The 26,382-nt window shown below is 40.4% G+C and carries 22 protein-coding genes and 1 other RNA gene; 6 read left to right on the top strand and 17 right to left on the bottom strand.

All coding sequences use genetic code 11. The annotated features are described in order from the left end of the window. The first annotated feature begins 174 nt into the window (after positions 1 to 174). Entirely contained in the window at positions 175 to 2,325 is a 2,151-nt protein-coding gene (locus H5187_RS10620) for a TonB-dependent receptor domain-containing protein (RefSeq protein WP_182797844.1), read from the top strand. Between the two features lie 273 nt (positions 2,326 to 2,598). On the opposite strand, the gene H5187_RS10615 is transcribed toward H5187_RS10620, so the two are convergent. The 4 genes from H5187_RS10615 to H5187_RS10600 are packed head-to-tail and all read right to left on the bottom strand — an operon-like array spanning position 2,599 to position 6,882. Continuing rightward, positions 2,599 to 3,765, bottom strand: coding sequence for an FAD-dependent monooxygenase (locus tag H5187_RS10615; protein ID WP_182719172.1), 1,167 nt, complete (start codon positions 3,763 to 3,765; stop codon positions 2,599 to 2,601). Then, positions 3,762 to 4,946 carry a 2-octaprenyl-6-methoxyphenyl hydroxylase gene (ubiH, locus tag H5187_RS10610; protein ID WP_149983223.1) on the bottom strand — a complete coding sequence of 395 codons (1,185 nt, stop codon included), beginning with the start codon at positions 4,944 to 4,946 and terminating at the stop codon, positions 3,762 to 3,764. The genes H5187_RS10615 and ubiH overlap by 4 nt, the downstream gene beginning before the upstream one ends. Before the next feature lie 9 nt (positions 4,947 to 4,955). Further along, positions 4,956 to 6,287: a Xaa-Pro aminopeptidase gene (gene pepP / locus H5187_RS10605; protein WP_182719171.1), complete on the bottom strand. Its 1,332-nt coding sequence runs from the start codon at positions 6,285 to 6,287 to the stop codon at positions 4,956 to 4,958. 31 nt (positions 6,288 to 6,318) lie between these two features. Next, complete coding sequence (locus H5187_RS10600; RefSeq protein WP_145241895.1) at positions 6,319 to 6,882, bottom strand: UPF0149 family protein; 564 nt, start codon at positions 6,880 to 6,882, stop codon at positions 6,319 to 6,321. Between the two features lie 194 nt (positions 6,883 to 7,076). Here H5187_RS10600 and ssrS point away from each other — a divergent pair. After that, positions 7,077 to 7,260, top strand: a non-coding RNA gene (ssrS, locus tag H5187_RS10595) — 6S RNA. 15 nt (positions 7,261 to 7,275) lie between these two features. Here ssrS and H5187_RS10590 read toward each other — a convergent pair. Further along, complete coding sequence (locus tag H5187_RS10590) at positions 7,276 to 8,199, bottom strand: DMT family transporter (RefSeq protein WP_182797843.1); 924 nt, start codon at positions 8,197 to 8,199, stop codon at positions 7,276 to 7,278. Between the two features lie 149 nt (positions 8,200 to 8,348). On the opposite strand from H5187_RS10590, the gene H5187_RS10585 reads away from it, so the two are divergent. Then, positions 8,349 to 9,251 carry a LysR family transcriptional regulator gene (locus H5187_RS10585; protein WP_145241900.1) on the top strand — a complete coding sequence of 301 codons (903 nt, stop codon included), beginning with the start codon at positions 8,349 to 8,351 and terminating at the stop codon, positions 9,249 to 9,251. A gap of 29 nt (positions 9,252 to 9,280) precedes the next feature. On the opposite strand, the gene H5187_RS10580 is transcribed toward H5187_RS10585, so the two are convergent. The 6 genes from H5187_RS10580 to hrpB all read right to left on the bottom strand — a co-directional run bounded on the left by H5187_RS10580 (position 9,281) and on the right by hrpB (position 14,682). Beyond that, positions 9,281 to 9,472, bottom strand: a complete 192-nt coding sequence (locus H5187_RS10580) for a DUF3185 family protein (protein ID WP_149983225.1) — start codon at positions 9,470 to 9,472, stop codon at positions 9,281 to 9,283. A 100-nt stretch (positions 9,473 to 9,572) separates the two neighbouring features. Then, on the bottom strand, positions 9,573 to 10,040 hold the full coding sequence (locus tag H5187_RS10575) for a nuclear transport factor 2 family protein (protein WP_182797842.1): 468 nt from the start codon (positions 10,038 to 10,040) through the stop codon (positions 9,573 to 9,575). A 446-nt stretch (positions 10,041 to 10,486) separates the two neighbouring features. Beyond that, a complete protein-coding gene (gene bamE / locus H5187_RS10570; protein ID WP_145241390.1) occupies positions 10,487 to 10,849 on the bottom strand; it encodes an outer membrane protein assembly factor BamE in 363 nt (120 codons plus the stop codon). A gap of 415 nt (positions 10,850 to 11,264) precedes the next feature. Next, a complete protein-coding gene (locus H5187_RS10565; RefSeq protein ID WP_182797841.1) occupies positions 11,265 to 11,678 on the bottom strand; it encodes a DUF4019 domain-containing protein in 414 nt (137 codons plus the stop codon). 120 nt (positions 11,679 to 11,798) lie between these two features. Then, positions 11,799 to 12,143, bottom strand: a complete 345-nt coding sequence (locus H5187_RS10560; RefSeq protein WP_182762182.1) for a 5-carboxymethyl-2-hydroxymuconate Delta-isomerase — start codon at positions 12,141 to 12,143, stop codon at positions 11,799 to 11,801. A gap of 115 nt (positions 12,144 to 12,258) precedes the next feature. Beyond that, entirely contained in the window at positions 12,259 to 14,682 is a 2,424-nt protein-coding gene (hrpB, locus tag H5187_RS10555; RefSeq protein WP_182762181.1) for an ATP-dependent helicase HrpB, read from the bottom strand. Positions 14,683 to 14,950: 268 nt separating this feature from the next. Between hrpB and H5187_RS10550 the strand changes: the two genes are divergently transcribed. Both H5187_RS10550 and H5187_RS10545 read left to right on the top strand, forming a co-directional pair. After that, positions 14,951 to 15,148, top strand: coding sequence for a CsbD family protein (locus H5187_RS10550; protein ID WP_149983230.1), 198 nt, complete (start codon positions 14,951 to 14,953; stop codon positions 15,146 to 15,148). A 220-nt stretch (positions 15,149 to 15,368) separates the two neighbouring features. Beyond that, entirely contained in the window at positions 15,369 to 16,001 is a 633-nt protein-coding gene (locus H5187_RS10545; RefSeq protein WP_182740790.1) for an RpiB/LacA/LacB family sugar-phosphate isomerase, read from the top strand. Between the two features lie 63 nt (positions 16,002 to 16,064). Here the strand turns inward: H5187_RS10545 and H5187_RS10540 are convergent, their stop codons facing one another. From H5187_RS10540 to metA, 6 genes are all read right to left on the bottom strand, one after another. Continuing rightward, on the bottom strand, positions 16,065 to 16,823 hold the full coding sequence (locus tag H5187_RS10540; protein ID WP_182762180.1) for a hypothetical protein: 759 nt from the start codon (positions 16,821 to 16,823) through the stop codon (positions 16,065 to 16,067). Between the two features lie 179 nt (positions 16,824 to 17,002). Next, positions 17,003 to 19,165 carry a DKNYY domain-containing protein gene (locus H5187_RS10535; protein WP_182762179.1) on the bottom strand — a complete coding sequence of 721 codons (2,163 nt, stop codon included), beginning with the start codon at positions 19,163 to 19,165 and terminating at the stop codon, positions 17,003 to 17,005. A 166-nt stretch (positions 19,166 to 19,331) separates the two neighbouring features. After that, the gene (locus H5187_RS10530) at positions 19,332 to 20,432 is read right to left on the bottom strand and encodes an NADH:flavin oxidoreductase/NADH oxidase (protein ID WP_182797840.1); all 1,101 of its coding nucleotides are present in this window, start codon (positions 20,430 to 20,432) and stop codon (positions 19,332 to 19,334) included. A 219-nt stretch (positions 20,433 to 20,651) separates the two neighbouring features. Then, on the bottom strand, positions 20,652 to 23,282 hold the full coding sequence (gene metH / locus H5187_RS10525; protein ID WP_182762689.1) for a methionine synthase: 2,631 nt from the start codon (positions 23,280 to 23,282) through the stop codon (positions 20,652 to 20,654). Between the two features lie 10 nt (positions 23,283 to 23,292). Beyond that, positions 23,293 to 24,360, bottom strand: coding sequence for a homocysteine S-methyltransferase family protein (locus H5187_RS10520; protein WP_182762687.1), 1,068 nt, complete (start codon positions 24,358 to 24,360; stop codon positions 23,293 to 23,295). Beyond that, positions 24,350 to 25,297, bottom strand: a complete 948-nt coding sequence (gene metA, locus H5187_RS10515; protein WP_149982020.1) for a homoserine O-succinyltransferase — start codon at positions 25,295 to 25,297, stop codon at positions 24,350 to 24,352. Before metA ends, H5187_RS10520 begins: the two co-directional genes overlap by 11 nt. 167 nt (positions 25,298 to 25,464) lie before the next feature. Between metA and H5187_RS25040 the strand changes: the two genes are divergently transcribed. After that, entirely contained in the window at positions 25,465 to 26,364 is a 900-nt protein-coding gene (locus H5187_RS25040; RefSeq protein WP_182719158.1) for a DMT family transporter, read from the top strand. Positions 26,365 to 26,382: the final 18 nt, after the last annotated feature.

Genomic DNA, 26,382 nt, shown 5'->3' with positions numbered 1-26,382 from the left:
TGATAATTTAGATTATCGCAACGAATATAGTAATACAATATTAACAACAATATGTTTTCATATTTATATTCAAAAACTTACTTAACGATCGGAATTGTTACAAATAGGATTGATTCGTATTATTTTACATGTTTAAATTGCGCCAGTTAAAATTAGACACATACAGGATCTATAATGCCTCCTAAGCTTATTGTTTCAACACTTTCGATGGCTATTGCTTTATCATTAAGCGCTAATGCCGTTGCAAATGATGCAACAAATAAAAAAAAGAACTTTGAGCAAATTACCGTTATTGGCTCGCAAGCTGCTATTAACGATATTCCGGGCTCTGCTACATTTATCTCAGACGAACAATTACAAAAATTCGAATTTACCGATATTTCTCGTGTTTTAGCATCTGTACCAGGTGTTTATGTGCAAGAAGAAGATGGTTATGGCCTGCGCCCTAACATTGGTATGCGTGGCACAGGTACTGGCCGTAACGATAAAATATCAGTAATGGAAGATGGTGTTCTCGTAGCACCCGCACCTTACTCAGCGCCATCGGCTTACTACTTCCCTACTATGGGCCGTATGGAGTCGATTGAAGTATTAAAAGGCGCAGCCTCTGTTAAGTATGGTCCGCGTACAACCGGTGGTGTTTTAAACTTACTTTCGCGCAGCTTACCGACCGAAGGTTCAACGGGTTTAGTAAACGCCGAACTCGGTAGCGATGGTTTTTATAAGGGCCATGCTTACTTCGGTAAAGAAAAAAACAACGCAGCTGGCCTTATTGAAGTTTTCAGCTATGGTGCAGATGGCTTTAAAGAATTACCTGTAGGTAGCGACAACACAGGCTTTGAAAAAACAGATTTTTTACTTAAATTTGGTTATAAGTTTGGTGAAAACAACGCGCATAACCTAGAGATGAAAATTAAGTACTCTGATGAACAATCTGATGAAACTTACATGGGTTTAACAGAAGAAGATTATAAAGCGTCACCAAACCGTCGTTATGCCGCATCACAAAAAGACCAAATGAACACGCAACATAATGCATACCAATTAAACTATGCTTATCGTTTTGGTGATGATTATGAGTTATTAGCGACAGCTTACCTCAATGATTTTCATCGTAATTGGTACAAAGCGAGCAAAGTAAGTGAAAGCTATTTAGCACAGTACAGTGAATTTGAAGCGGCACCAACAGCTGAAGGTATTGAAGGCATTGGTATTAAAGCAAATAACCGCGACTACCAAGCCAAAGGTGTGCAATCAGAGTTGCACATTCCTGCGGGCGATCACTATGTGACTGTTGGCGTGCGCTACCACGAAGACGAAATGGATCGTTTTCAGTGGGAAGACAAATACACACTTAATCAAGATTTAAGTATGACCTTAACGTCTCAGGGCGTTCCGGGTTCTGACAGCAATCGTGTAGATAGTGCAAAAGCAACAACGTTATTCATTCAAGACCAGTGGTCAATCGATGCATTAGTGATTAATGCAGGCCTTCGTTATGAAGACATCACAATTACCCGCGTAGAGTGGTCAAAGTCTGATCCTAAACGTGAAAATGGCTTAACTAAAGACGTTTCAAACGATACACAAATCTTAGTGCCATCACTGGGGGCAACTTACACCGTAAGCGACAGCCTAACGCTACTTGCAGGTATTCAGCAAGGTTACGCTCCTGCTGCACCAGGTAATGCAGACCAAGAAGAAGAGGAAAGCGTAAACATTGAGTTTGGTGGCCGTTATAACGTTGCTGGTTTTAATGGTGAAATCATTGCATTCTTCTCTGATTACAGCAATATGCATGGAAATTGTACTGCATCTGTAGGCTGTAGTGATGAAAACATTGGCGACCAATACAACTACGGCGAAGTAGAAGTATCGGGCTTTGAGTTCTCTGCAGGTCGTATTTTCGAAACTAATAGCGCAACATTCCCTGTACGCTTAACTTACACTTATACGGATTCACAGTTTAAAAATGATTTTGCATCAGATATCTGGGGCCAAGTAAATAAAGGCGATGCAATGCCTTACGTTCCAGAGAATCAAATCGCTCTTTCATTTGGTGCCGTGCTTTCAAGCTTTGCATTTGATACGCAAGTGCGTTATGTATCTGACGCACATGCTGATTTAAGTGCTGACGGCTTGAATGCAATCGACAGCCGTGTTGTGTGGGATTTAGCCGCTAAATATTTAATTGATGACAAGCAAAAAGTATATCTAACGGTTGATAACTTGTTTGATAACACTTACATCGCTAACCGCGCAAACGGTGGTATTCAACCAGGTAAACCACGCACAATCCAAATGGGTTACAGCTACGCGTTTTAAGTAAACGCTAAAGGTAAAGGCTAAAAATTATAAAAGCAGTGCTTGTTAAGTCAAAGTACTGCTTTTTTGTAGATCGTGATTTATCACGAAAGTAGTGCGTAAATTGAACTGATATAAAATCGCAAACCTCAGCACCTTTGGGCTAAAACCCAGCTAACAGGTAGACACCGAGCTTATCTGGATTATTTTATCAAATTTAAGGCATAAAAAAGCGCGGTATAAAATCACACTACTCATCACTTAGCTAGCCTAACATCTATCTCACTAACTCTGCTACTTCCCTATCGCTTGCTTGGCAAACAGGTGCTTAATTGGGCCTAAGTTATCAACCAAGCTTAAACCCACACCACGTACCAGTTTTTTAAGTGGGTTAGCGCCTGCAAATAATTCTTTTAAGCCTTGCATCATGGCAATATGCTTTTGTGCATCAAGCTTGCGGGTACGCTCGTAATCACGCAATAGTCGATTACTGGCAAACTCTTTATTGTCAGCAGTTAAAAGCTCAATAAGGTAAGCGGCATCTTTAAGGCCTAAGTTCATACCAAGTCCTGCTAACGGATGAATGGTATGTGCGGCATCGCCCATTAATACCACTTTACCTGTCACCCATTGCTGCGCGTAACGCATTTTCAAAGGGAACGCTGTGCGCGCACTTTGTACCTCACATAAACCGCATTGGCCATCAAGGGCTGCCATAACTGCTTTATTAAAATCGCTATCATCCATGGCTAGTAACGTTTGGCAATGCGCAGGACTGGTTGACCATACAATTGAGTGCGTATTGGCATCTGGCAGCGGTAAAAACGCCAGTGGTCCAGTAGGTAAAAATACTTGGCGCGCAGTATTATTATGTGGCTCAGTGGTTCTTACCGTCGCAACGATGGCGTTATGATCATAATCTTTAAACGTAATGGGCAAATTAAACTGTTTCCGAATCGCTGAATTTGCGCCATCGGCTGCCACTAATAACTTGGCTATAACTGGCTCACCAGAGTCTAAGGTTATAAAGACGTCATTGTCACTTTGGTGTATTTGTTGATAGCGTGTATCAAACATAAGCGTTGCTTGGCTGTATTGTTCTAATTCATTGATCAGTGCATAACGAATGATGTCGTTTTCAACAATATGACCTAAATGAGGAAGGTCCAGTTCATCGCTGTTAAAAGCAATTTTGCCAAAGCTATCTTGGTCGCGCACATCCATATGGGTATAGGCGCGTGCTCTTTGAGCAATGATCTCAGGCCACACTTGCAAAGATTCAAACAAGTGTTGGCTGGCAAGGCTCAGTGCACTTACGCGCAAAGCGTATTCATCGCCTGGCAATACTTGTTTTGCTGCCGCATCAATTACTACTACACTGATATTGGCTTTAACAAGCCCCAGCGCGAGGGTTAAGCCAACACAGCCGCCCCCCACAACACATACTTGTGTCTGTTTCATAGTCGTTTACCTTGTTTAACCTGACCCATTAATTGCTTAGCTAAAGGTGTTTTTAAAGAAGAACACAAATCCATGGCGAATAGACCACAGCTGCGACCAAATGCGAGTATTCGTGATGAGTTTGAAAATAACCGCACTAAAGAATCTGTTAACGTCATTACAGTGGTTATATCTTGGTTACGTTGTTTGGCATATTCACGGGTAAATAGGTAACTGCCAATTGCCAATTCGCTCTTTACTAATTCACATAGAAGTTGCACATCGCGCAGGCCTAAATTAAAGCCCTGCCCTGCAATAGGATGAATCGCATGCCCTGCATTGCCAATTAGTACCGTACGGTGAGCACTTAATGACTCAGCACGGCCATACACCAGTGGATAGTTTGCACGCATGCCGACTTTAGTAAATTGCCCGCCACGATAACCAAATGCAGTTTGCAAAGCACTTACAAAAGCGCTGTCGTCAAGCTGCATATGCGCGTCAATATCGGCTTTATCCATACACCATACTAACGAGTAACGGTTATTACTCATCGGGAGTAATGCCATTGGTCCATGCTCAGTAAAGCGCTCAAAAGCATGGTTATGATGACCACCTGCCACTTCAATATTGGCAATGATCGCCCCTTGTGAATAAGGCTCAGGAGTAAAATTGATCTTTGCCAGCTGGCGAGTAGCCGATTGCGCACCGTCGGCAATCACCACTAATTGGCCATTAAGTTGAGCACCAGACTGCAAAGTAATACTTGCAAAATCATGCTGATAGGTAATATCTGCAACACTGTCAGGGCAATACATGACCACTTGGGTAGCTGCAAGTTGTTGATGTAAAGCACGACCAAACGGATTTACCTCAACAACATAACCTAGAGCTGACTGCGAAAATTGCGCACAATCGATCTGCGTTTTACCAAAGTGACCGCGATCCGACACGGTCACTTTTTTAATTGCCGCAGCAAATGAGGCATCAATATCAAAGGCATTAATGGTCTGTAAAAATTGCACCGATTGTTGTGCTAAGGCGATACTTCGGTCGTCAAAACTAGGATGGTGTTCAGTGCTTGGTTGATTTGCTTCAACCACCGCAATCGTTAATTGCGGCGCATGTTTCGCAAGACTCAGCGCACAACTGGCACCCGCTAAGCCACCACCGATAATAACAACATCAAACTGCTCTGCCACGTTATGCTCCTAGCGGTTAATTGCTTGCTTTTGCATTAACGCTTCAATCTCGCTGATACTTTTTGGCACACTCAAAGTAAGATTTTCGTGGCCTTGCTCGGTCACTAACAGGTTATCTTCAATACGAATACCAATGCCCTTATATTGCTCAGGTGCTTGCGCATCTAGGCTAACATACAAGCCAGGTTCAATAGTGAGTACCATACCAGCTTCAAATGGGCGTTCTTTTTCGTCTTTTTTATAGTCGCCTACATCATGCACATCAAGGCCAAGCCAATGACCAAGGCCGTGCATATAAAATGCTTTACATGCTTGGTTATCAAGTAACTCTTGTAACTCACCTTGCAAAATACCTAAATCAACTAAGCCTTGGGTGAGCACTGTCATCGCTAATTTATTAGCCTTTGATAAGCTACCACCGGGCTTTACTTCAGTAAACGCTGCTGCTTGCGCCGCTAGAACAATGTTATAAAGCTCAGCTTGAGGTTGACTAAATTGCCCATTAATAGGGAAAGTACGCGTAATATCTGCCGCGTAACCTTGCAGTTCAGCGCCAGAATCAATCAGCACTAAATCACCGTCGGTCAGCACATCACTGTTAGCAGTGTAATGCAATATATTGGCGTTATCGCCACCGCCGACAATGGTGCCATAGGCGGGATGACGCGCACCATGCATAGCGTAATGATGATGAAGCTCGGCTTCTAGCTGATATTCGGTAGCGCCTGGCTTTGCAAACTGCATAGCACGAATATGTCCTTGGGCACTTATTTCACACGCTTGGCGCATAATATTCACCTCAGCAGGTGATTTAAATAAACGCATTTCGTGCACTAAACCACGAATATCTTTAATCGTATGTGGCGCTTTATAACCTTTTTTAGGCGCGCCACGCAGCGTCTTTAATAACGCCCACACTTTATCGTCAAACTGTGGATAAGTACCTTGTGCATAAAATAAAATCTGCTGGCCGTTCACCAAATTCAATAATTGTTCAGTTAGTTCACTCAGTGCACATGTTTGGTCGAATAAATAATCTTTTTTAGCTTTTTCAAAACCAATACGACGACCATGCCAAATTTCCGCCAGCTTATCTTTGTTCAAACAAAACAGCGTACTCGGTGTATCGCTGCTTGGGCAAAGCACTAACACTGCATCGGGTTCATTAAAGCCAGTTAGGTAGAAGAAGTCGCTATCTTGGCGAAACGCATATTCAGTATCACGGCTGCGGGTTACTTCACTTGCCGCTGGAATGATAGCCACACTGTTTGGTTCCATCATGGCAAGTAAACGATCTCTGCGTGCTTTAAACTCTGCTTTTTCTATTTTAACTGTTGGCATTATAAACCCTGTTTATACTGTTAATTTTAACTTAGTGAAGTGTTTTTTTAGTGCTTTTTGGCGCTTGCTCTTGACCAAGTTCAGCAAAACACAACAGCGCAGAAACTCGCACATATTCAATTACTTCGTGCAATGCTTGGCTGTCTTCTTCGGTTTCATCAAACATGGTATCTAAACGCGTAATTTCACTAAAATCACTGATCACTTCTTTTACATCAGCTGATAACTTGCCATAGTCTTTTTGTTTTAAGCCAAAACCAAGCATAAATCCAGCGACCCATGACACTAAACCATTCGCTTGATCTACTAAGGTTTCGTCATCACTTGGTAAAAATAAATCAAATTGAAACTCTTCGTTGTTAAAACTTTCTACAACTTGCTTATAAATAATGGCAAAAAATTCTTTCAGATCATGGCTAAATGCTTGGCCATCATTAAACACATCGCTTAATAAGCCTAAGTATTCTTTGGCTTCAATACTCAAGCCGCAGGCTAATAATCCACTGATCACGCCGTGTGCTTCTGAAGGAGTGACAAATATTTCGTTTTTTTCCAATAGTAATTGGGCTTGTTGGTAATCTGGTAATTCGTTCATGCTGAGATCTTCGCTTGGCTAATTAAGTCAATGCTACCACTCGATAAATAGCAACTCCAATGAAAAGTATGATTGAGGTCAAAAAGCAATCCGAAAAGTAAATAGCCAGTTACCAGTGCTGGAAAATTACCCGAACAGTATAATTATTTTGAATTTGGGGTGTAAGGATTGGCTTATGTCTTATATACTGAATTTGTTCCCTAGGGTGTTGGAGCTTGGTTAAGTCCCTGAGCCGATAAATTTTATGTTAGGGTTTCTGTTCGTCTGCTATTGTGCAAGCTCGGCATGTACCGAGAAGCCTACGGCAAACCGCAGATTCCCGCCCTGAGACCTTATGGTTTCAGGACTGACACCGAGTGCCGCATACTTGGGGAACACCTTTCTTACCTTCCTTTATACTATCTGCTGTTGTGCTTTAAACCATTGATAATAATATGAGCCAAATGTATTTAATAGCGTCGCAAATGCAATTAAGCTCGTACCCAGAATTTGCATCAAACTCATTACGGTACTAAAAAATAAAAACTGGAATAACACCGCAAAGATTAAGTTAGTATAAATTAAAGGCGCCAGCTGTGAGTTTGAATCAACTAATCTATATGCTTTGGAACGAAAAAACTGAGTTGCAGCAGTTGAAAGTCCTAAAAACAATAATAACAATAAGATCCCCTGCTCGAAATTGACTATCATTATTATACTTTGTTGATACTCAACTTGGCTGGTAAAAATAACCATCACAGGTAAAACAAACAATGCTGCAATTGCAAAACAGCACCCGTTTATTACCAAGATAGGTAAATTTATTTTACTGGCTCTAAATAAAGCAACTTGCGAGCAACCAATAAAAAAACCAGCCGCTAAACCTATTAATAATTCCCAGCGCCACGTTATCCCTTGTACGGTTAAGTTTTGCATCACCACGCCAATGCCCATTAATATTAAGGTAGGTAAAACCATTCGACTGATTTTGGTTTTATAAAAATAGCGCTCAAGTAGCGGAATAAATAACGGCCCAGTACTAAATAATACCACGGCCTCAATTAACGTTAAGCGACTTAAGGCCAACATAAAACAACCTTGGCAACTGGCAATAAAAATGGCACGTAAGATAAATGCCCCCCAAGCTGCTTGATTTGGCATCACCCAGCGGCTGCATGCAGCAATAAACAACATAACTAACGCAGGAAGTAATAAACGCAACATCACTAATATTGCATCACTAAAATACTCAGTTAAAAGCTTTGAAAATAAACTATTCAACGCTAAAGTAAATGTGGATAACAGCATAAACATACTGGGTCGTAATAAAGCAGCCATAACAACTCCTTTCTCAACGAGAAACACATTTCACATTGAGAATGATAAGCTTAACATTAATCTGAGGCGCTAAATTAGCGTAAATAGGTAGAATGAAAAAGCGAGTAATTATGCACAAACCTGTAAGTAAAACTTAACAAAGAGAAACTATGGCTAACTCTATTCCTTTAAAATCGCTTCATAGTTTTATTGCAGTCGCAGAAACTGGAAGTATGGTCCTCGCTGCTGAGCAATTAAATATTAGTCATTCTGCAATAAGCCAAGCAATTAAGTCTCTTGAATCGCAACTAAACACTCAATTATTTACTCGTATCGGCCGACGCGTTGAGCTAAATAGCACGGGTAAACGCTATTACCTGCGAGTACAGCCAGCTCTAAATGAGATTATAGCTGCAAGTTTTGAGATCTCTGCGAGTCAGCTCTGCGCGCACTTAACTTTAAATATGGTGAACTCGATGGCATTGCATTGGTGGATCCCACGAGTAGCGGAACTACAAGCTTACGCGCCAGAGTTAGATGTGCGTTTATCTAATTTAGTCGGAGAGTTTAACTTAGAGCAACATGGCGTGGATGTCGCTTTGGTGCATGGTAAACAACAAGATTGGGCGCAATATCACTGCGAAAAACTGGCTGATGATGAGCTTATTTTAGTATGTAGTCCTGAATTAATAAAAACCTTGCCCACAGATTGCCAAACTGGCAAAGAGCTACTTACTCGTTTCCCGGCTATTTTTGCCATAAACCCACGCCGCGATAACGATTGGCACGTATGGTGTAACGCCCATCAATTAGCAATACCGAAACAACATAAAAACCTCACTTTTAATATTTCAGTACAAGCAACACAAGCGGCAATGCGCCAATTAGGTGTTTTGGTCACCCATAAACAATTTGTAAAAGATGATATTCAACAGGGTATGCTGGTGCAAATAGGTGAGCCGGTATTAAACCCACATCAACAGTTTTATTTTGCTACCAGCCATAGCAAGCGTGAACAAGCCACTATATTGATATTAAAAAAATGGTTAAAATCGCAGTTTTCTAATCAATAAAAGTTTATCAGCCTACGGCTTACTAAAAGTTAATTTTTAACTTTTAGTGCACCTAATACAATACAGACAACACCACCGACCATTCCAGCCCATGCCTCGATGGGTGTATCACCACTAAAAGTTCGCGTAATTTGCGCACTTGCAGAGTCATAAACGTCATAACCCCAAAAAGCCAGTGCAGCTCCAATACAGATCAGCACAATACCAATTACTTTATTCATTTTAATTCCTATTAAAGCTAACAGAGGTAATCTCTAAAAATACGCTAAGATATTGATTTAAGCAAAAACTAAAAATAACCTTCACACCGCTATTTAAAAATTACTCATGGTATTTACGGATCACCGCAATCTTACCGTTTTCAATTTCTAGAACATCCATCAACGTTTGGGTGTATTCAATCAGTTGCTTGTTTTGCGGGTGCACACCTTTCGCGTGTTGCGTGTAACGAATCGCAATAGCGGTATTATTAAATATGAAAGTATCAAGTAACTTTGCTTCATATTCAGTGTGGGCACCTAGATAAAAAGTCATACCTTTGCGCATCATGGCCTTACCGTCAGGTGAACGAGAATCATCGCTTTGATAAGGTAGGTGTTGATTAGCAACATCATCAGTGAGTAACGCTAAAAAAGCTTCGAGTTCTTTACTGCTAGCTTTAGGCGCCTGAGTTGCCGTCATGGTGGAAAAATATTGCTGGGCGAGTCCTTCTAGTTCGTTATTTTCGTCTTTTGCATGTAAGTTAAAAGTTGCGATAACAGCTAACAATAAAAAAGCAACGTATTTCATTATGCTCTCTTGCATTGTGTTTAATTATCACTCTATCAAAACAGCAACAAACTAAAATGTATAGTCTTTTTATAATAAATCACGCTTCGCCGGATGGTTTTATAAAATACTCTTATAAAATATCATCTAAAAGGCTGGCTTGTTCTGGACAATCTCAGTAAGCATGTAGCGAATCTTCTACAACTTAAGACCCATACCTTTTTAATTAAATTATTTTAATGTTCACCGGCACTTTCAATGCATAATAAAATTAACACACTCAATAACTTATTTAAATAAAAAGTCATTAGACTAACAACCAGCCTATAATTTACTTTAAAATAAATATAAAACTTAATGACCATTTAATATAAAAAAGTGATTGATTTAGGGAGAGGATAAATAATAGGGGTATTACGACTGCTAAGCAGCCGTAATAGAAATGCGTTGAAATAGATAGTAACGAGTTATAGGTGTGAAGAACTACCAGCTGATTCATTGAATGATAAACCTGATACAATGCCTTTAGCATTAAAACGGATTGTTACATTCTTTGTCTCATTTTGAGAACCACCGACATGGCCTGCGTATGGAATAAAGCCTACACCACCGCCTTGACCTTCGCTGTAGCTGTATGTCCATACAACTTCGTCATTACCTATATCATTAACGCCCATAGGGTCGCCAATCGCTTCTTTGACTTGCTCTTGAGTTGTTTCGCCTTTTTTGAAGCCTTTTACAACTTCCATATCAAAATCACGGCCTTGTGAGGTGCTATTACATGCGGCCAAAACAAACGCCATTGCAATTGTTAATAATATCTTTTTCATGTCATTCCTTAATAATTATCTTTTAAATTCCATTTCAACGCGATTAAGCGCGTTAATTATGAACAAAAAAAATAAAATATCAACCCCAAATGGAAACATATTAAAGATAAAAAATTAATCAGTAAAAATGTATAATAAAATAAAAAACAAATACTATAATTATAAATATTTCAATCCCACTTATGATTAGATATTACTTCCCAACCCACTATAGCAACCATTTTATACCATGATTTCATTTGGATAACTTACTCACTAGTAGAGCACAACAATCCACAACTAAAGTAAATTAATGCAACATCAGCAACAATAAATGTCATTATCATTATTTTATTTTTGTAAACTCCAATTTTTAATAATTATTTTATATTTTTTATTTCGTTAAAAAATACAGCTGTAGTAATAATAGGTTAATTCACTGGATAAAATAACCAATCACTTGCCATTGCTCAGCAGATTTTTTTAATGTCACGGTTTCAATCGACTGTGCTTTATTTTCAAAATCAGTTTGAAACTCTAAAATCACATAATCACCGTCAGGCAGTTGCGGTATTGAGGTTAACACTTGACGACTGATACCTTCGCGAGATGTAACAGCACTTAGCGGCGTACGAACTTGCTCTAACTTAGATACCCAAAGCGCTTGCGGTACATTTTTTTGAAAAAACGCCCCAGCCTGCTGCCAACTGTTTGCGTATTTACCACTATCAACAACTTCTAACCAGCTAGTCGCAGGGCCGATTTCTGTTGATACATCAACAACCCTTAGCGTCTGAGCCCACGTTAATGTGCTTATAAATAAACATAAAACAACAATTATATTTTTCATGGTGAGTCCTTTTTTTTATCAAGTTATTTTGCCTCATGCACAAAATCACTGTTCAACTTTGCCATAAATGATTTTCAAAAAACAATCTGCACTGTCGAAGCATCGCTCACTATGTTCTGCTTAAAGCTGGCTTTTATTACAATATGTTGCCTTTTCAAAGTCACTGACATTCATTGCAATATTGTCGATATGTGGGAACATCTGAGTAAGTTTAGTCACTATCGCTTTTGATAATTCAGCTTTTTGCTCAGTCGTTCGCCCCTCCATTATATATCCAAAAACATGAATAAATTCGTGTTGTTTATTACCCACTAAATAACGATTATACGGGTTTACCCTGACTTTAATTTCATGCTCAGCAAACAAACCCAATGCGTTTGCGGTGTGATGAATTTGTTCATTAATGTTATCTTCATCATGATGAGTCAAGATACTCTGCGAGCAATCTATAATAAAGTGTGGCATTAAATAACTCCTTGTTTATGCAGTCAATAAGTATTTAATTTACCTTTTTTTTAAACTATAAAACACTGCTTAATAGTCAATTTTACTCTTGCTAACTTTGTCCTTGCTAACTCATTCACATCTTACTTTTAACTTTACTCGTAGCCACACTGGTGGCGGGGTTATCAGGCCAAAAGTGTTTTGGATAACGACCTTTCATTTCTTTTTGCACCTCCCGATAGCTGGTTTGCCAAAAGCCAGCAAGATCTTGTGTTAGTTGTAAAGGTCGTCTTGCTGGTGAGAGTAGTTCCATTAATAAGGGTAACTTGCCTTGCGCTAATATTGGCGTACTGGTCATGCCGTACACTTCTTGCATACGAACACTGAGTTTTGCAGGGCCGTCGAGTTGATATTCAATACGAATATTTGAGCCACTTGGAACTGACACTCTCAGCGGGAATAAATCATTTAATGCATTTTGCTGTTGCCAATTAAAACAACTTTGCAAGGCATTAAAGTAGTTAAACTTTTTCAATTGTTCGAGGGTTTTTATATCTTCCAGAAAAGCACCTAACCAAAGCTGTGCGTCATCGATTAAGCTTTGTTTAGTGACGACAGGAAATTGCTCCGGCACTAAATTACTGGCTAAACACATACGAGTAAGTAACTGCTCACTGTCGCTTTGTTCATTAAATAATTCAAAGCCTTGTTTTTGAAATAAAGCTAACCACGCTTTCGCCCGCTCACTTTTATCAAGCTGATGTTTACTCGGTTGACTAGTAACTGTAATTGCCCCTAGTTTGACTTCATCTTGATGAATAAAGCGCCCTGTTTTTTCGTCAAATTCACAACGCGTTTGCGCACTAAATAAATGTGTCAGTTCATCCTCAATCTCTGTAGGAGTAAACGCAACAGCTGCAAAAATACGACTGCCTTTTTGGCCTCCCATTGAAGCAATTGCAAGGTAGTCCTCGTTATGCCAATGCTCGTTGTTTAGCTCAGCACCTGCGCCATTGGCAAGCAAGTAACCATTGCCACGCTTTTTAGCTAATCGATCAGGAAAAGCAAACGCCACCAGCAAAGCCAAATAAGTGGTTTGTAATTCGCGTACATCAGTTAGCTTTAATCGCTTTAACCAAAATTTCAGTTGCTGTTTAAATACCGGATGTGGCCGAGCATGTTGGCTGTGTAATGCTAAGCTTAAATCTGCGGCATGGCTTATCCGACTCTCTAATAACGCAATTAAATACGCCGCTAATGTATAAATACCTGGCATCTGAGGTTCGAGTTGCTGCGCTTTAATTAGCATGTGCGCTAGGCGAATATCCGCGCCAAAACTTAGCATACGTGTACCGAGGGGGGTCAATTTATTATTATTATCGAGCGCCTCTAACATTTGTAGTAATTTTGTTGTTTGCTGTATTTGTTGTGCTGTTGGACTATCTAACAAGCTTAGATCAGTTAACTCCGCGCCCCAGCATTTTGCCTCCAATAATAATTGGCTAATATCAGCACTTAAAATTTCTGGCGCATCATGGCTATTACGCCGCTCAAAGGTTTGTTTTGAACCAAGCCTATAAACTACTCCGGGCTCAATACGCCCTGCCCGCCCAGCTCGTTGAATTGCCGATGAGCGAGAAATACTTTGTGTGGTGAGTTCAGTAACGCCAGTTTTTAAATTAAAACTAGCAGTGCGGCGCTTGCCACTATCAACCACAATACGAATACCTTCAATGGTTAAGCTAGTTTCGGCAACATTGGTGGTCAGCACCACTTTACGAGTACCTTTTGCTGCAGGGGCAATTGCAGCTTGTTGAGATGCTTTATCTTGTTCACCAAACAGAGTAACTACATGGCAATTTGCAGGCAAATCTGACAGCGCTTGTTGTACGCGGTTGATCTCATATTGACCGGGCAAAAAAACTAACGCACTGCCTGTTTGTTCAACTAAAGCTTGTTTGATAATACTGGCCATAGCGTCAAGCCAGCGGCTTTCATCTTTAATAGGTATGTAAATTTCATCGATGGGAAAGCTACGCCCGTGGGAACTAATAATTGAACAATCAAAAAACTGCTGATAGCGTTCGCTATCAAGGGTTGCCGACATCAATAAAATCGTTAAATCATCACGCAGTGCAGCTTGAGATTCTAATGCAAACGCTAATGCGGTATCGGCCGCAATAGAGCGCTCATGAAATTCATCAAATATCAGTAGGTCAACGCCACTGAGCTCTGGGTCGTTTTGTAGCATACGCGTGAGCATGCCCTCGGTAACAATTTCAAGGCGGGTATTAACACTGACTTTGGTTTCCTGCCTGATACGTAAACCAACGCTTTGCCCTACGGTTTCGTTTTGGCACTGTGCTAAATAGTTGGCAATATTACGTGCAGCTAAGCGACGCGGCTCAAGCATGACAATGTGCTTAAAGTGCCCGTCGCGCATCAACTGCAATGGTAACCATGTTGACTTGCCCGCACCCGGCGGCGCTTGTAGCAAGGTAATCGGATCACTTTGTAATGTAGTAACGAGTTGTTGATATATGTCTTTAACCGGCAGCACAGCTATTTATCCTAAATTGCTTTACCGATATTGTAACAAAAAACTGTAGTAAATCAGATTCATAAAATCGGTGATTATTGAGTGTTTGCAATAATTACAGACCGTTGCGTAGATTTTTTAGCTTATAATCTATTAAAAACTTATCTCTAAACAAGGGGGATTTAACCTATTGATTATTAATGATAAAGTTATAATTTAATTTTGGTACAAGCCTTGCTTCTTTATAACTGAAAGTAAATTCACAAACCGACATTATAAGGAGCTAATTATGAACAGTGATCTTATCGAAGGTAATTGGAAAGAACTTAAAGGTAAAGCGCAACGTAAATGGGGCGATCTTACTGACGATGATTTAGATAAAATTGAAGGTAGCCGTAAAGAACTGGTTGGTAAAATTCAACAAGCATACGGTAAATCGAAAGAAGAAGCTGAGCGTGAAGTTGATGAGTTTGAAAAAGGCCATTAATCAATAACGTTAGGTAACTACAAAACCGCCTGAGCAGGCGGTTTTTTATTTTTAAACTCAAATAGCTGCTTTCATAATGAAGTTAAACTCAAAGCTCCTATGGTACTTCCTAACCTCTAGCAACTTACACAAATACTAATATTTAATAGATAACAACATTTGCCACCGGTAGCATTGGTATGTAGAATCAACTAAACGTTAACAAAATTGGTAGAGTCAAATGAAAATCGCATTAATGAACGAATTCAGTCAAGCGGCAAAAAACCCAATTGTACTTGAACAGCTTAACACTGTTGCTAATGCACAAAATCACCAAGTATTTAATGTGGGTATGGATGGCGATAACGATCATCGACTAACCTATATTCACCTAGGAATTATCGCAAGCTTACTGCTCAACTCTAAAGCGGTAGATTTTGTAGTGACCGGTTGTGGCACAGGTCAAGGCGCACTCATGGCGAGCAATGCGTTTCCTGGTGTGAGCTGTGGTTATTGTATTGATCCATCAGATGCTTACCTATTTGCACAAATAAACAATGGTAATGCACTCGCTTTACCCTATGCAAAAGGCTTTGGCTGGGGCGCTGAGTTAAATATTAAATATATATTTGAAAAAGCATTTACCGGCGAAAAAGGCCAAGGGTATCCAGCAGAACGTAAAGAGTCACAAGTAACAAATGCAGGTATTTTAAATCAACTAAAAGTGGATGTTGCTAAAGATTACTTAAGCGCACTTGAAGCTATTGATCCTGAGCTGATTAAACAAGCGATTGGCGGACCACGTTTTCAAGAGTGCTTTTTCGCACATTGCCAAGACGACGCAATTGCTGCGTTTGTTAAAGCGCGTATTTAATAAAATAGCGCCCTATATTTTAGGGGAGAACCCTCCCCTTTTTGCATCTAAGATAATTAACTTTTAACTTCCAGTGTTGATAATATCCTGAGACAAAATGCGCTTATCATCTTTATATACTTCAAGCCAACCTGGTGGTGAGGTATCACAGCCAATCACTGTAACTTGTAATACGTAGCTGTAACGGCCGTTTTTAAATGTGTAACTATGATTACCGCCACTGCCCTCAAATTCGATCTCACCTTTTAGTAAGACTATATCTGGCTTATCGCTGGTTTTTTTATCAATGCTCCACGACGCATAGCGGAAGTTTCCATCACCTAAGTCATCAATGCGAATACGGTATTTAGCTGTTTGCCAATCTAAAATAGGCTCTACAAAAGCATTAATACTTGGGTGAAGCGCTTGCTTATCAGCTGCTATTAAATTTTTAGCCAGCAATTGTTCTTTAGCTGTTTGGTAATTGATACCGATGATTTTCCCATCCGTATCTACCCAAACGACACCGCTATTTAGCATAATGCCGCGCCAACCTACTTTATCCCAGTCAGTATCGATATTTGAATCAACAATCTGTTTAATAAGCGTCTTATCAAACACGTCATCAAAACGCTCAACTAACTCAGCTTCATTATTAATATCAGGCACTGGATATGTGCGCGAAAGCGGATAACGAATATGTGAGGAAATAGCCGCTTTATCGTGGTTTTTAAATGCTTTTATAAGATCTACAATAGGCTGTTGATATTGTTGTTCAAGCGCAAAACTATTTGCGCTAAACATGAGAGATAAAAATAAGCCGGTATAATATAAAAATTTCATTTAAGTCCTTTATTTTGATGATTCAGTTAATGAACATCATGTTATTTATCTGTTTCGGTTTATACCATTCACAACAACTTTTAGCCATGTTGCCCAAAGTCAATATTGTGTAAATTGATGTAGCGACTAACAAGGAGCAACATACGCCTTTATAGACTCTACAACGTGTTAATTCAATTTTATAAACAAACGATATGACCATTACGAATAGTGAACTGATGATTATCATCAACAAACTGCGCATAACCCATAATTTTAAAGCTAGCGGGATCAGCGTGTTCCACTCTTTTTTCGCGAAAGTAGACATTATTTTTATCAACTGACACGTTATTACCTATCACTTTAAATGAAGAGACATCCGCATCCATGATTTCACTATCAATAAAAAACACTCGCAGATTATCAATCGCGTAGACTTCATCAAGAAATACGGTTTCATCAGCATTTAAAGGTAAAAGGTGCTGATTATGATAAACCCCTTGATTGTCTCGTTGAAAAAACCGAGTACTCAGTTGATACGAAGATGCCTCTGCACCACTTAAATAATGTGTTTTATAATAAACATGGCGGTTATCTTTCACAATGTCATCATTAAGTATCTTCATATTACTTACTTCAATATCAAGACGGGTTGACTGGTAATAAAGCGTGTTGTTGTCGTGAATAAAATTATGATTTAAAATCGTAACGTCAAGAGGATTAAGTTCAGGGAGTTTTTCTTGATTACAAAAAACAGCTTTTTTATCACGCGAAAAGCCATACTCTAATACCTCAAAGGTATCAGGATCAGCATCTTGTATCGCTAACTCTTGAAAATACACTGTATCAGGCGTTTTTAAAAAACACTCATCTATAAGTACAATATTCTCGGTATTAATATCAAAGATGGTATCTACTATTTCAAAATCATTATCAAAAATATAGACATTACTTTTATCTTTAAAGCGATTGTCATCAAGGGCTTCAAACGTATTTGGGTCGCCTTTATCAAGTAATTCTTGTTGGTAAAATAGTCGATCAGCACAGGCATAAAATGGAAAAATCAGCCTATGCCACTCTTTTGCATTTGCACCAGCAATAACGCCTCTGTTTGAGATGATTTTATCATCCACTCTTAATAATAATTCATCAAAAATTTCTGCTGTTTCGTAACCCCCTTCATAAACAACCTCATCTTTATAATAAATATGGGTTTCATCTTTCGCCCAAGTACAATTGATTGAAGAAAAAGAAGCTAAATCAGCGTCAAACGGATGTTCTTTATCAGCCCAATACAGGGTATCGTTTACGGCAAAGTAATCATTATCGTAATCAACAAATACATCATCACACTGGGCTATTTGTGTAATATTTAGAAAGTCAGTATAAATGCCGTTTTTATCACCAACAAAACTTTGTGAAATATAATAGAAACTCTCAGCATCAAATAGAGCAATACGTTGCCCTGAGCGATAAACCCAGTTTTTATCAGCCGAATAACGTCCGTAAATAATGCGAAAAGATGCCAAGTCTGCACCGATAATGGCTTCACCAAAATAATAAACTGTTTGCTTGTCTTTACTATATTGTTGATATGCATCTTGTTCTTTACCATCAATCACGACAAATGATTTAGCATCCGCACCTTTAATAATCTTTGAAAATTCATAAACATGATTTTTATCTTTTGCTAAAGTCGTGGTGATCACTTCAAACGTTGCAGCATCCGCTTGTGAAATAACATCTGTACCACAGACAACAACATGATCATCTTTTGCATAATTAAAATGTAAAACCCTAAAGTCTACTAACGTTAATTGAGGTACTGGTCTGTCGTAGTAATAGAGTTGTTCGCCGTCTTGCGTAAATCCTGTTTCTTCATTTACAAAAAATGAAAATTCAAGCTCATGTAACGCAATAGGATATTCTTTTTCATCAATTTCGAGAGTAAAGCTTGAGTCATCATTTTGCTTTAGCTGGGCTTTGCATCCATTAAGCTTACTAAAGTGGTAACGCGTTTGTGTGGTTGGCATTTTGCTCAAGTCAGTATTTATTTTTTGTCCATAAAGCTGCCCGTCAATATAAGTGTATTGTACTGCATCTTTATCATCACAAGGCTCAAATACTAATCCGTCTCGGGTGCGTAAGCAGGTTTGCCCAGTAATCCAATAATAGCCTAACGTTGGCGGAGAAAAATCAATAATAGAGCCATTGTCACTTTCATAAAGCACACAATCTTCAGACTCAATGATGATCTCTAAAGGCAGTGATGGCTCAACAACATTACCCGTTGCCATACTGACAAACACATTATCAAACAAATCTAAGCGCTGGTGGTATTGCGCTTGAAAATAATATTTCATATAACTCCTTTTATTAAACTTTCTTTGATCATAGCTATAAAAGGCAGAGTTATATGCTGGGATATATACTTATTCAGAGGGTTTTCCTTAATAAGCGTATTAAAAACTGGCTTGAATAGTCAAAGCCTCTCACACTAGAAGATTATCTAGTTATGAGAGGTAGTAATCAATCGCGTATCAGTAATGACTTAAGTTCATGTGGCTGGCAGCGCAAGTATTGCGGCGCGGCTTGTATTGTAACTCCGAGCTCCGCTGCGGCATGCCAAGGCCAACGTGGGTTATAAAGAATACCACGCGCCAACGCAATCGCATCAGCTTTACCTTCGCAGATAATATCTTCAGCTTGTTGAGCTTGAGTAATTAAGCCTACAGCAATAACCGGCATAGAAACGTTATTACTTATTGCATGGGCAAAACCGACTTGATAATTAGGGGCAACTTTAATTTGCTGCTGTGCAGTCAAGCCGCCACTTGATACGTGTATATAATGGCAACCACGAGCGTCTAAAGCTTGAGAAAATACGATACTTTGCTCGATATCCCAGCCATTATCAGCCCAATCACTTGCACTTATACGTACACCAATCATGAAATCATGTGGTAACGCAGCCTTTATAGCATCAAATATTGTCAGGGGTAGGCGCATGCGGTTCTCTAATGAGCCGCCAAATTGATCTGAACGCTGATTACTAAGCGGTGATAAAAATTGGTGCAGTAAATAGCCATGAGCTGCATGAAGTTCTATGCCAGAAAAACCAGCTTTATGGGCACGTTGAGCACTTTTCACAAACTGAGTAATTAATCGTCCAATATCGTCTTGCGTCATTGCTTTTGGTAAAGGAGCTTCATCTGAAAAAGCAAGTTCACTCGGAGCAATAGTTTGCCAACCGTTCTTTATTGCTGGAGCGATAGGCGCACCGCCATTCCAAGGTAATTCAGTTGACGCTTTACGACCTGCATGACCAATCTGCATCACCATCGGAATGTTAGAGTATTGACCTACATTAGATACGACTTCACGCCAAGCTTGCTCACATTCGTCGCTATAAATACCTGAATCGGCGTAAGAGATTCTTCCTTCAGGGGATACAGCGCTCGCTTCAACAATCAATAAGCCAGCACCGGATTGCGCGAGCATACCATAATGTTGATGATGCCAAGGTTGCACCTTGCCTTCTTCTGCGGCATACATACACATGGGAGCAATAATAATGCGGTTTTTGAGTGTTATCGGACCTAATTTTAGTGGGCTAAATAATTTTACCATAGAAAATTCTCAAATAATGAATGTGCAGTAAATCACAAATATAATGTACTAATCATTCTACACCCAAGGTTAGGGGCATACGCAAGCTCATTGAATGTGAAAGTATGATGATATACCGAAGAGCTATCAGGAAAAACTTTGTACAAAAAAAGCGAGCCTAATTTGGCTCGCTTTTTTGTTTTAAACTGACGGCTGATAGCTGATAGCTTACAGCTTCACTTACTCCGGCTCATACCCCAAATTAGGAGACAACCATCTTTCCGCTTCTTCTAGCGTCATGTTGGTTCGTTGAGCGTAATCTTCAACCTGATCCTTTTGTACTGCCGCTACGGCGTAGTATTTAGCCTCAGGGTGAGAGAAGTACCAGCCTGATACCGCAGCACCGGGCCACATGGCGTATGAGCTGGTGAGCTGCATGCCAATGCGCTTTTCAGTGTCGAGTAGTTGCCAGATTTTCTTCTTCTCAGTGTGCTCTGGACACGCTGGGTAACCGGGTGCTGGGCGAATACCTTGATAGTTTTCACGAATAAGATCTTCATTCGCAAGGTTTTCGTCTGGGGCAAAACCCCAATATTCTTTACGCACTTGTTCGTGTAAGTACTCAGCAAAGGCTTCGGCGAGTCTATCTGCCACCGCTTTTACCATTATTTTGTTGTAGTCATCTTGCTGTGCATCGAACGCATCAGCTAAGTCGTCTTCTTCAAGACCGCCGGTTACCGCAAATGCACCAAAGTAATCAGGCGTGCCTTTCGGGGCGATATAATCAGCTAAGCAGTAGTTAGCAAAGTCGGTTTTTTCTGTTTGCTGACGTAAATGGCACGATGTGGTTAATAGTTCAGAGCGAGTTTCGTCTGTGTATATTTCAATATCGTCACCCACGCGATTAGCTGGGAATAAACCAATTACGCCAAGCGGTTGCAAACTGCCTGACTTTTCAAGATCGTCTAACATGTCGTTGGCGTCTTTAAATAAGCTTTGCGCCTGCTCGCCAACCACTTCATCAGTCATGATACGTGGGTATTTACCGGCGATTGACCAGGTCATAAAGTACGGCGTCCAGTCTATGTATTGTCGTAAAGTGGCTATCGAGACATTTTTAAACTCTGTCACGCCCAGCTTTTTCGGCACCGGTGGAGTGTAATTATCCCAATCAAGCTTGGCGGCGTTGTCGCGGGCACGTTGAATAGTAACCGGTTTTGAACGTGGCTTTTTGCGTGCTTGCTGCTCGCGTACTTTGACATATTCAGCGCTGGTTTTTGCTAAAAATTCAGCTTTATGCTCTTTCGACAATAAGTTAGAAACCACGCCTACAGCGCGACTGGCGTTATTTACATACACCACGCCTTTGTCATATTGTGGCTCGATTTTAACGGCAGTATGCGCTTTTGAGGTAGTCGCGCCACCAATCAATAGCGGTAGTTCAAAACCACGGCGCTTCATTTCTTTGGCAACATGCACCATTTCATCAAGCGATGGTGTAATCAGCCCTGATAAACCAATGATATCGGCTTTTTCATCAATCGCGGTTTGCAGTATTTTATCTGCAGGCACCATTACGCCTAAATCGATAACTTCATAGTTATTACATTGCAGTACTACGCCAACAATATTTTTACCAATATCATGTACGTCACCTTTAACGGTGGCCATCACGATTTTACCGTTAGTAGCCCCTTCTTCTTTTTCTGCTTCAATGTAAGGGTCTAGGTAGGCCACTGCGCGCTTCATCACTCGCGCTGATTTAACGACTTGCGGTAAGAACATTTTACCTGCGCCAAATAAATCGCCTACCACATTCATGCCGTCCATTAACGGCCCTTCAATCACATGAATAGGTTTATCGGCAGCAGCACGGCATTCTTCGGTGTCTTCATCTATAAAGGTAGTAATGCCTTTAACAAGAGCATGTTCAAGGCGCTTTTCGACCGGCCAAGTACGCCATTCTAAATCCTCTACGCGTTCGGCTTGTGCCATGCCTGAGTATTTAGGTGCCAACTCAACTAAACGTTCACCTGCACCTGGATCGGTATTTAAAATAACGTCTTCAACGGCTTTTCGCAGCTCCGCTGGAATATCATCATACACAGCGAGTTGCCCTGCATTAACAATTCCCATATCCATACCCGCTTGAATTGCGTGATATAAAAATACTGAGTGAATAGCCTCTCGCACGGGGTTATTCCCACGAAACGAGAACGATACATTCGACACCCCACCCGACACTTTACAGTGTGGCAAGTTTTGCTTAATGCGACGTGTACCTTCAATAAATTCAACTGCGTAGTTGTCGTGCTCTTCAATACCGGTTGCTACCGCAAAGATGTTGGGATCGAAAATAATATCTTCTGGCGCAAAGCCAATTTCATCCACCAAAATGCGGTAACTACGCTGACAAATTTCAAACTTGCGATCGGCTGTATCTGCTTGGCCGTCGGTATCAAACGCCATAACCACTGCAGCGGCGCCAAAACGTTTAATAATTTTAGCTTGGCGAATAAATGGCTCTTCACCTTCTTTTAGCGAGATTGAGTTTACAATTGCCTTGCCTTGAATACACTTTAAGCCCGCTTCAATGACTTCCCACTTAGAAGAGTCGACCATAATTGGCACGCGAGAAATATCAGGCTCGGAGGCAATCAAATTTAAAAATTTCACCATGGCGGCTTTTGAGTCCAGCATGGCTTCATCCATGTTGATATCAATAACCTGTGCGCCGTTTTCTACTTGCTCGCGGGCAACATTAAGCGCGGTCTCGTAATCTTCTTCCATGATCAAACGTTTGAACATGGCTGAGCCGGTCACATTGGTACGTTCGCCAACGTTGGTAAATACTGCTATTTTTTGTGTCATCTCGGCTACCTTAGTTTAAATTACACGCTTCAAGGCCTGATAAGCGCATACGCACTTCAAGCTCTGGCAATGGCCGAGGTTTAACACCTTCAAGCCCTTTCGAAAATGCCCTGATGTGTGCAGGTGTGGTACCACAACAACCGCCAACAATATTGATAAAGCCAGACTTGCCCCAATCGATAATTTCTTGAGCCATTTCAGGTGCTTCTAAATCATATTCCCCAAACTCGTTCGGTAAACCAGCATTGGGGTGAACAGAGACAAAGGTTTCGCAAACACGCGATAGTTCTTCTACATATTGGCGCAATAAATCTGGACCTAGCGCGCAGTTCAAGCCAATTGAAATTGGCTTTATATGACGAATAGAATTATAAAATGCTTCGGTGGTTTGCCCTGACAGCGTACGGCCCGAGGCATCGGTTATGGTGCCAGAGATCATCACAGGCAACTTGCGCCCTGCTTGTTCAAACGCTTCTTCAACCGCGAATGAAGCCGCTTTTGCATTAAGCGTATCAAAAATTGTTTCTATCAAAATTAAATCAACACCACCTTCCATTAAAGCAAGGGTTGATTCAACATACGCGGTGACTAACTTATCAAACGTGACATTGCGATAACCGGGGTCGTTCACATCCGGTGAGATTGAACAGGTTTTTGAGGTTGGCCCTAAAACACCCGCAACATAGCGTGGTTTTGCTGGATTTTTAGCAGTAAACTCATCACAAATACTGCGTGCTAATTTAGCTGACTCTAAGTTTACTTCACGGCTGATGCTGGCCATATCGTAATCTTCCATCGAAATTGTAGTCGAATTAAAGGTGTTGGTTTCGATAATATCGGCACCTGCACTTAAAAAGCCACGATGAATATCAGCAATAATTTTTGGTTGTGTGATGCTTAATAAATCATTATTACCTTTAATTAGCACATGCCAGTCTTTAAAGCGCTCGCCACGGTAATCGTGTTCTTCTAATTTGTGTTCTTGGATCATGGTACCCATAGCACCATCAAGAATTAAAATACGCTGTTTTAACGCTTCAATTAACACGGCGCTTTTGTTTTCTAAATTATTCGGCATAGTTGTTAGTCCTTACGGCTTGGCTAACTAAATTAATATCATAGGGTGTGGTTTGGTACACATAATAATTTAACCAATTCGAAAACAGTAAAAAGGCATGGCTTTGCCAAGTTTTCGACGGTTCGTTATCTGGGTTGTTCTCTGGAAAGTAATTTTCAGGCAATGGCGCATCAGGGCCTTTTTCTAAATCGCGCTGATATTCGCCTTTTAAAGTGTCTGCATCATACTCAGGATGCCCGGTAATATACACTTGGCTGCCGGATTTATTTTTTATTAAGTAAGCGCCTACTTGCTCTGAACCTGCCAGCACCACTAAGTCATCACAAGCGTTAATTTTTTCAATATCAATATGACCATACCGCGAGTGAGGCACTACAAAGGTATCGTCAAAACCACGCGTTAAGGCTCCATGTTCAAAGTAACACTTATGGGTAAACACGCCACAGAGCTTATTTTCTTTTAGTTCACGCTTTAGATTATAATGATGAAATAAACCCGCGTGAGCCGCCCAACACGAAAATAATGTTGAGGTTACATGCTGCTCCGCCCAATCTAAAATTACTTTTAGTTCATCCCAGTAGGCTACATCGTCATATTCTAAATGTGCCAATGGTGCGCCGGTAATGAGTAATGCATCGTAATTGTTGTCTTTCACTTCAGAGAAATAACGGTAAAAAGTGTCTAAATGCTGCTCTGAATTGCTACTGCTGCGATGAGTGTCTAAACGTAGTAGCTCTACATTCACTTGTAAGGGTGAATTAGCGAGCAAACGAATAAATTGCACCTCGGTTTCTACCTTATTAGGCATTAAGTTTAAAATCGCCAAGCGCATCGGACGGATCTCTTGGGTTTTAGCGCGGCTTTTTGGCATTACGAATACGTTTTCTTGACGTAACTTCGCAATTGCGGGCAATTCATCTTTAACGGTAATAGGCATACTCATCTCCAAGGCATAATTAACCAATGGCTAATTATGAACGGATAGCTGGAAATTTCAACCTCTAGATGTTTAGATGTCCAAATGAATTTATTTTAGCTATTCTTTTGCATTCTAAAAACCGCTCGCCATAATGCGCCTGTTGATTTTATTTTAAGGTGGTAAACGTGATTGATTGGCTAGGCTTTGGAGAACTTTTTGCTATATTAGCAGCTATTGTTTGGGCGCTTTCGACCATTTTATATAAAGGTTTTAGCCATCACTTAACGCCTATGCAGCTAAACATCAGTAAAGGCGTGTTAGCAAGTGCCATGATGTTAGCTACTATTGCGATTACTCAAGACGCTGCACTACCACATCATCTGACAAGCTGGCTTTGGCTAATTGCTGGCGGGGTGATTGGGATTGCGATTGGCGATAGCGCCTATTTTACTGCGCTGCGAAATATTGGCCCTGCTCGCACGTTAGTTATTGAGTCCCTTGCTCCAGCCCTTGTGGGGGTTTTTAATATCCTGCTATTAAATCATTATTTATCGCCATTTGCATGGTGCGGTATTGTACTTACAACCATTGGCGTAGTAATAGCAATCAAGCCTGAAAAAACATTGCCACAGGTTGATCATCAACATTATCGCAAAGGTGTTTTATGTGCCCTTGCAGCTGCTATCTGCCAAGCGCTCGGTATGGTGATGTCTAAAGGCGCACTCAATAATGAGCATATGAGTAGCTTATGGGCGGCATTAATTAGATTAGCAGCCGGTACGATGACTGTGGCCTTAGTTGTTGCAGTGTTTAAAAGCAGTGAATTTAAACAAGCACTAACTCTAAGGGGAATTAGCGGCAAACAATGGTTTTTTGCGGCTGTGTTTTTAGGCACTTTCCTTGGTTTATGGCTTCAACTTGGCGCAGTTAAATATACCGATCCAGCCATTGCACAAACGATTTTCGCAACCGCGCCATTAATTGTAATGAGCATTGGTTTTATAAAGCGCGAGCCCGTTACCAATAAAATGTTAATAGGCGGCTTGCTTGCTTTAATCGGTGTAGGAGTATTGCTCGCGAATTAGCACATTGTTATTTGGTTG

This window comes from Pseudoalteromonas sp. SG44-1, from assembly GCF_014164315.1.
Taxonomy (GTDB): Bacteria; Pseudomonadota; Gammaproteobacteria; order Enterobacterales; family Alteromonadaceae; genus Pseudoalteromonas; species Pseudoalteromonas rhizosphaerae.
The sequence above is the reverse complement of the archived record's forward strand: the minus strand, read 5'-3'. Positions and strand labels throughout refer to the sequence as shown.

Excerpts from the sequence above, each read along its gene's own strand:
- H5187_RS10620 (WP_182797844.1), top strand. The coding sequence starts at position 175 with ATGCCTCCTAAGCTTATTGTTTCAACACTTTCGATGGCTATTGCTTTA.
- H5187_RS10615 (WP_182719172.1), bottom strand. The coding sequence starts at position 3,765 with ATGAAACAGACACAAGTATGTGTTGTGGGGGGCGGCTGTGTTGGCTTA.
- pepP (WP_182719171.1), bottom strand. The coding sequence starts at position 6,287 with ATGCCAACAGTTAAAATAGAAAAAGCAGAGTTTAAAGCACGCAGAGAT.
- H5187_RS10600 (WP_145241895.1), bottom strand. The coding sequence starts at position 6,882 with ATGAACGAATTACCAGATTACCAACAAGCCCAATTACTATTGGAAAAA.
- H5187_RS10590 (WP_182797843.1), bottom strand. The coding sequence starts at position 8,199 with ATGGCTGCTTTATTACGACCCAGTATGTTTATGCTGTTATCCACATTT.
- H5187_RS10585 (WP_145241900.1), top strand. The coding sequence starts at position 8,349 with ATGGCTAACTCTATTCCTTTAAAATCGCTTCATAGTTTTATTGCAGTC.
- H5187_RS10580 (WP_149983225.1), bottom strand. The coding sequence starts at position 9,472 with ATGAATAAAGTAATTGGTATTGTGCTGATCTGTATTGGAGCTGCACTG.
- H5187_RS10575 (WP_182797842.1), bottom strand. The coding sequence starts at position 10,040 with ATGAAATACGTTGCTTTTTTATTGTTAGCTGTTATCGCAACTTTTAAC.
- bamE (WP_145241390.1), bottom strand. The coding sequence starts at position 10,849 with ATGAAAAAGATATTATTAACAATTGCAATGGCGTTTGTTTTGGCCGCA.
- H5187_RS10565 (WP_182797841.1), bottom strand. The coding sequence starts at position 11,678 with ATGAAAAATATAATTGTTGTTTTATGTTTATTTATAAGCACATTAACG.
- H5187_RS10560 (WP_182762182.1), bottom strand. The coding sequence starts at position 12,143 with ATGCCACACTTTATTATAGATTGCTCGCAGAGTATCTTGACTCATCAT.
- H5187_RS10550 (WP_149983230.1), top strand. The coding sequence starts at position 14,951 with ATGAACAGTGATCTTATCGAAGGTAATTGGAAAGAACTTAAAGGTAAA.
- H5187_RS10545 (WP_182740790.1), top strand. The coding sequence starts at position 15,369 with ATGAAAATCGCATTAATGAACGAATTCAGTCAAGCGGCAAAAAACCCA.
- H5187_RS10540 (WP_182762180.1), bottom strand. The coding sequence starts at position 16,823 with ATGAAATTTTTATATTATACCGGCTTATTTTTATCTCTCATGTTTAGC.
- H5187_RS10535 (WP_182762179.1), bottom strand. The coding sequence starts at position 19,165 with ATGAAATATTATTTTCAAGCGCAATACCACCAGCGCTTAGATTTGTTT.
- H5187_RS10530 (WP_182797840.1), bottom strand. The coding sequence starts at position 20,432 with ATGGTAAAATTATTTAGCCCACTAAAATTAGGTCCGATAACACTCAAA.
- metH (WP_182762689.1), bottom strand. The coding sequence starts at position 23,282 with ATGACACAAAAAATAGCAGTATTTACCAACGTTGGCGAACGTACCAAT.
- H5187_RS10520 (WP_182762687.1), bottom strand. The coding sequence starts at position 24,360 with ATGCCGAATAATTTAGAAAACAAAAGCGCCGTGTTAATTGAAGCGTTA.
- metA (WP_149982020.1), bottom strand. The coding sequence starts at position 25,297 with ATGCCTATTACCGTTAAAGATGAATTGCCCGCAATTGCGAAGTTACGT.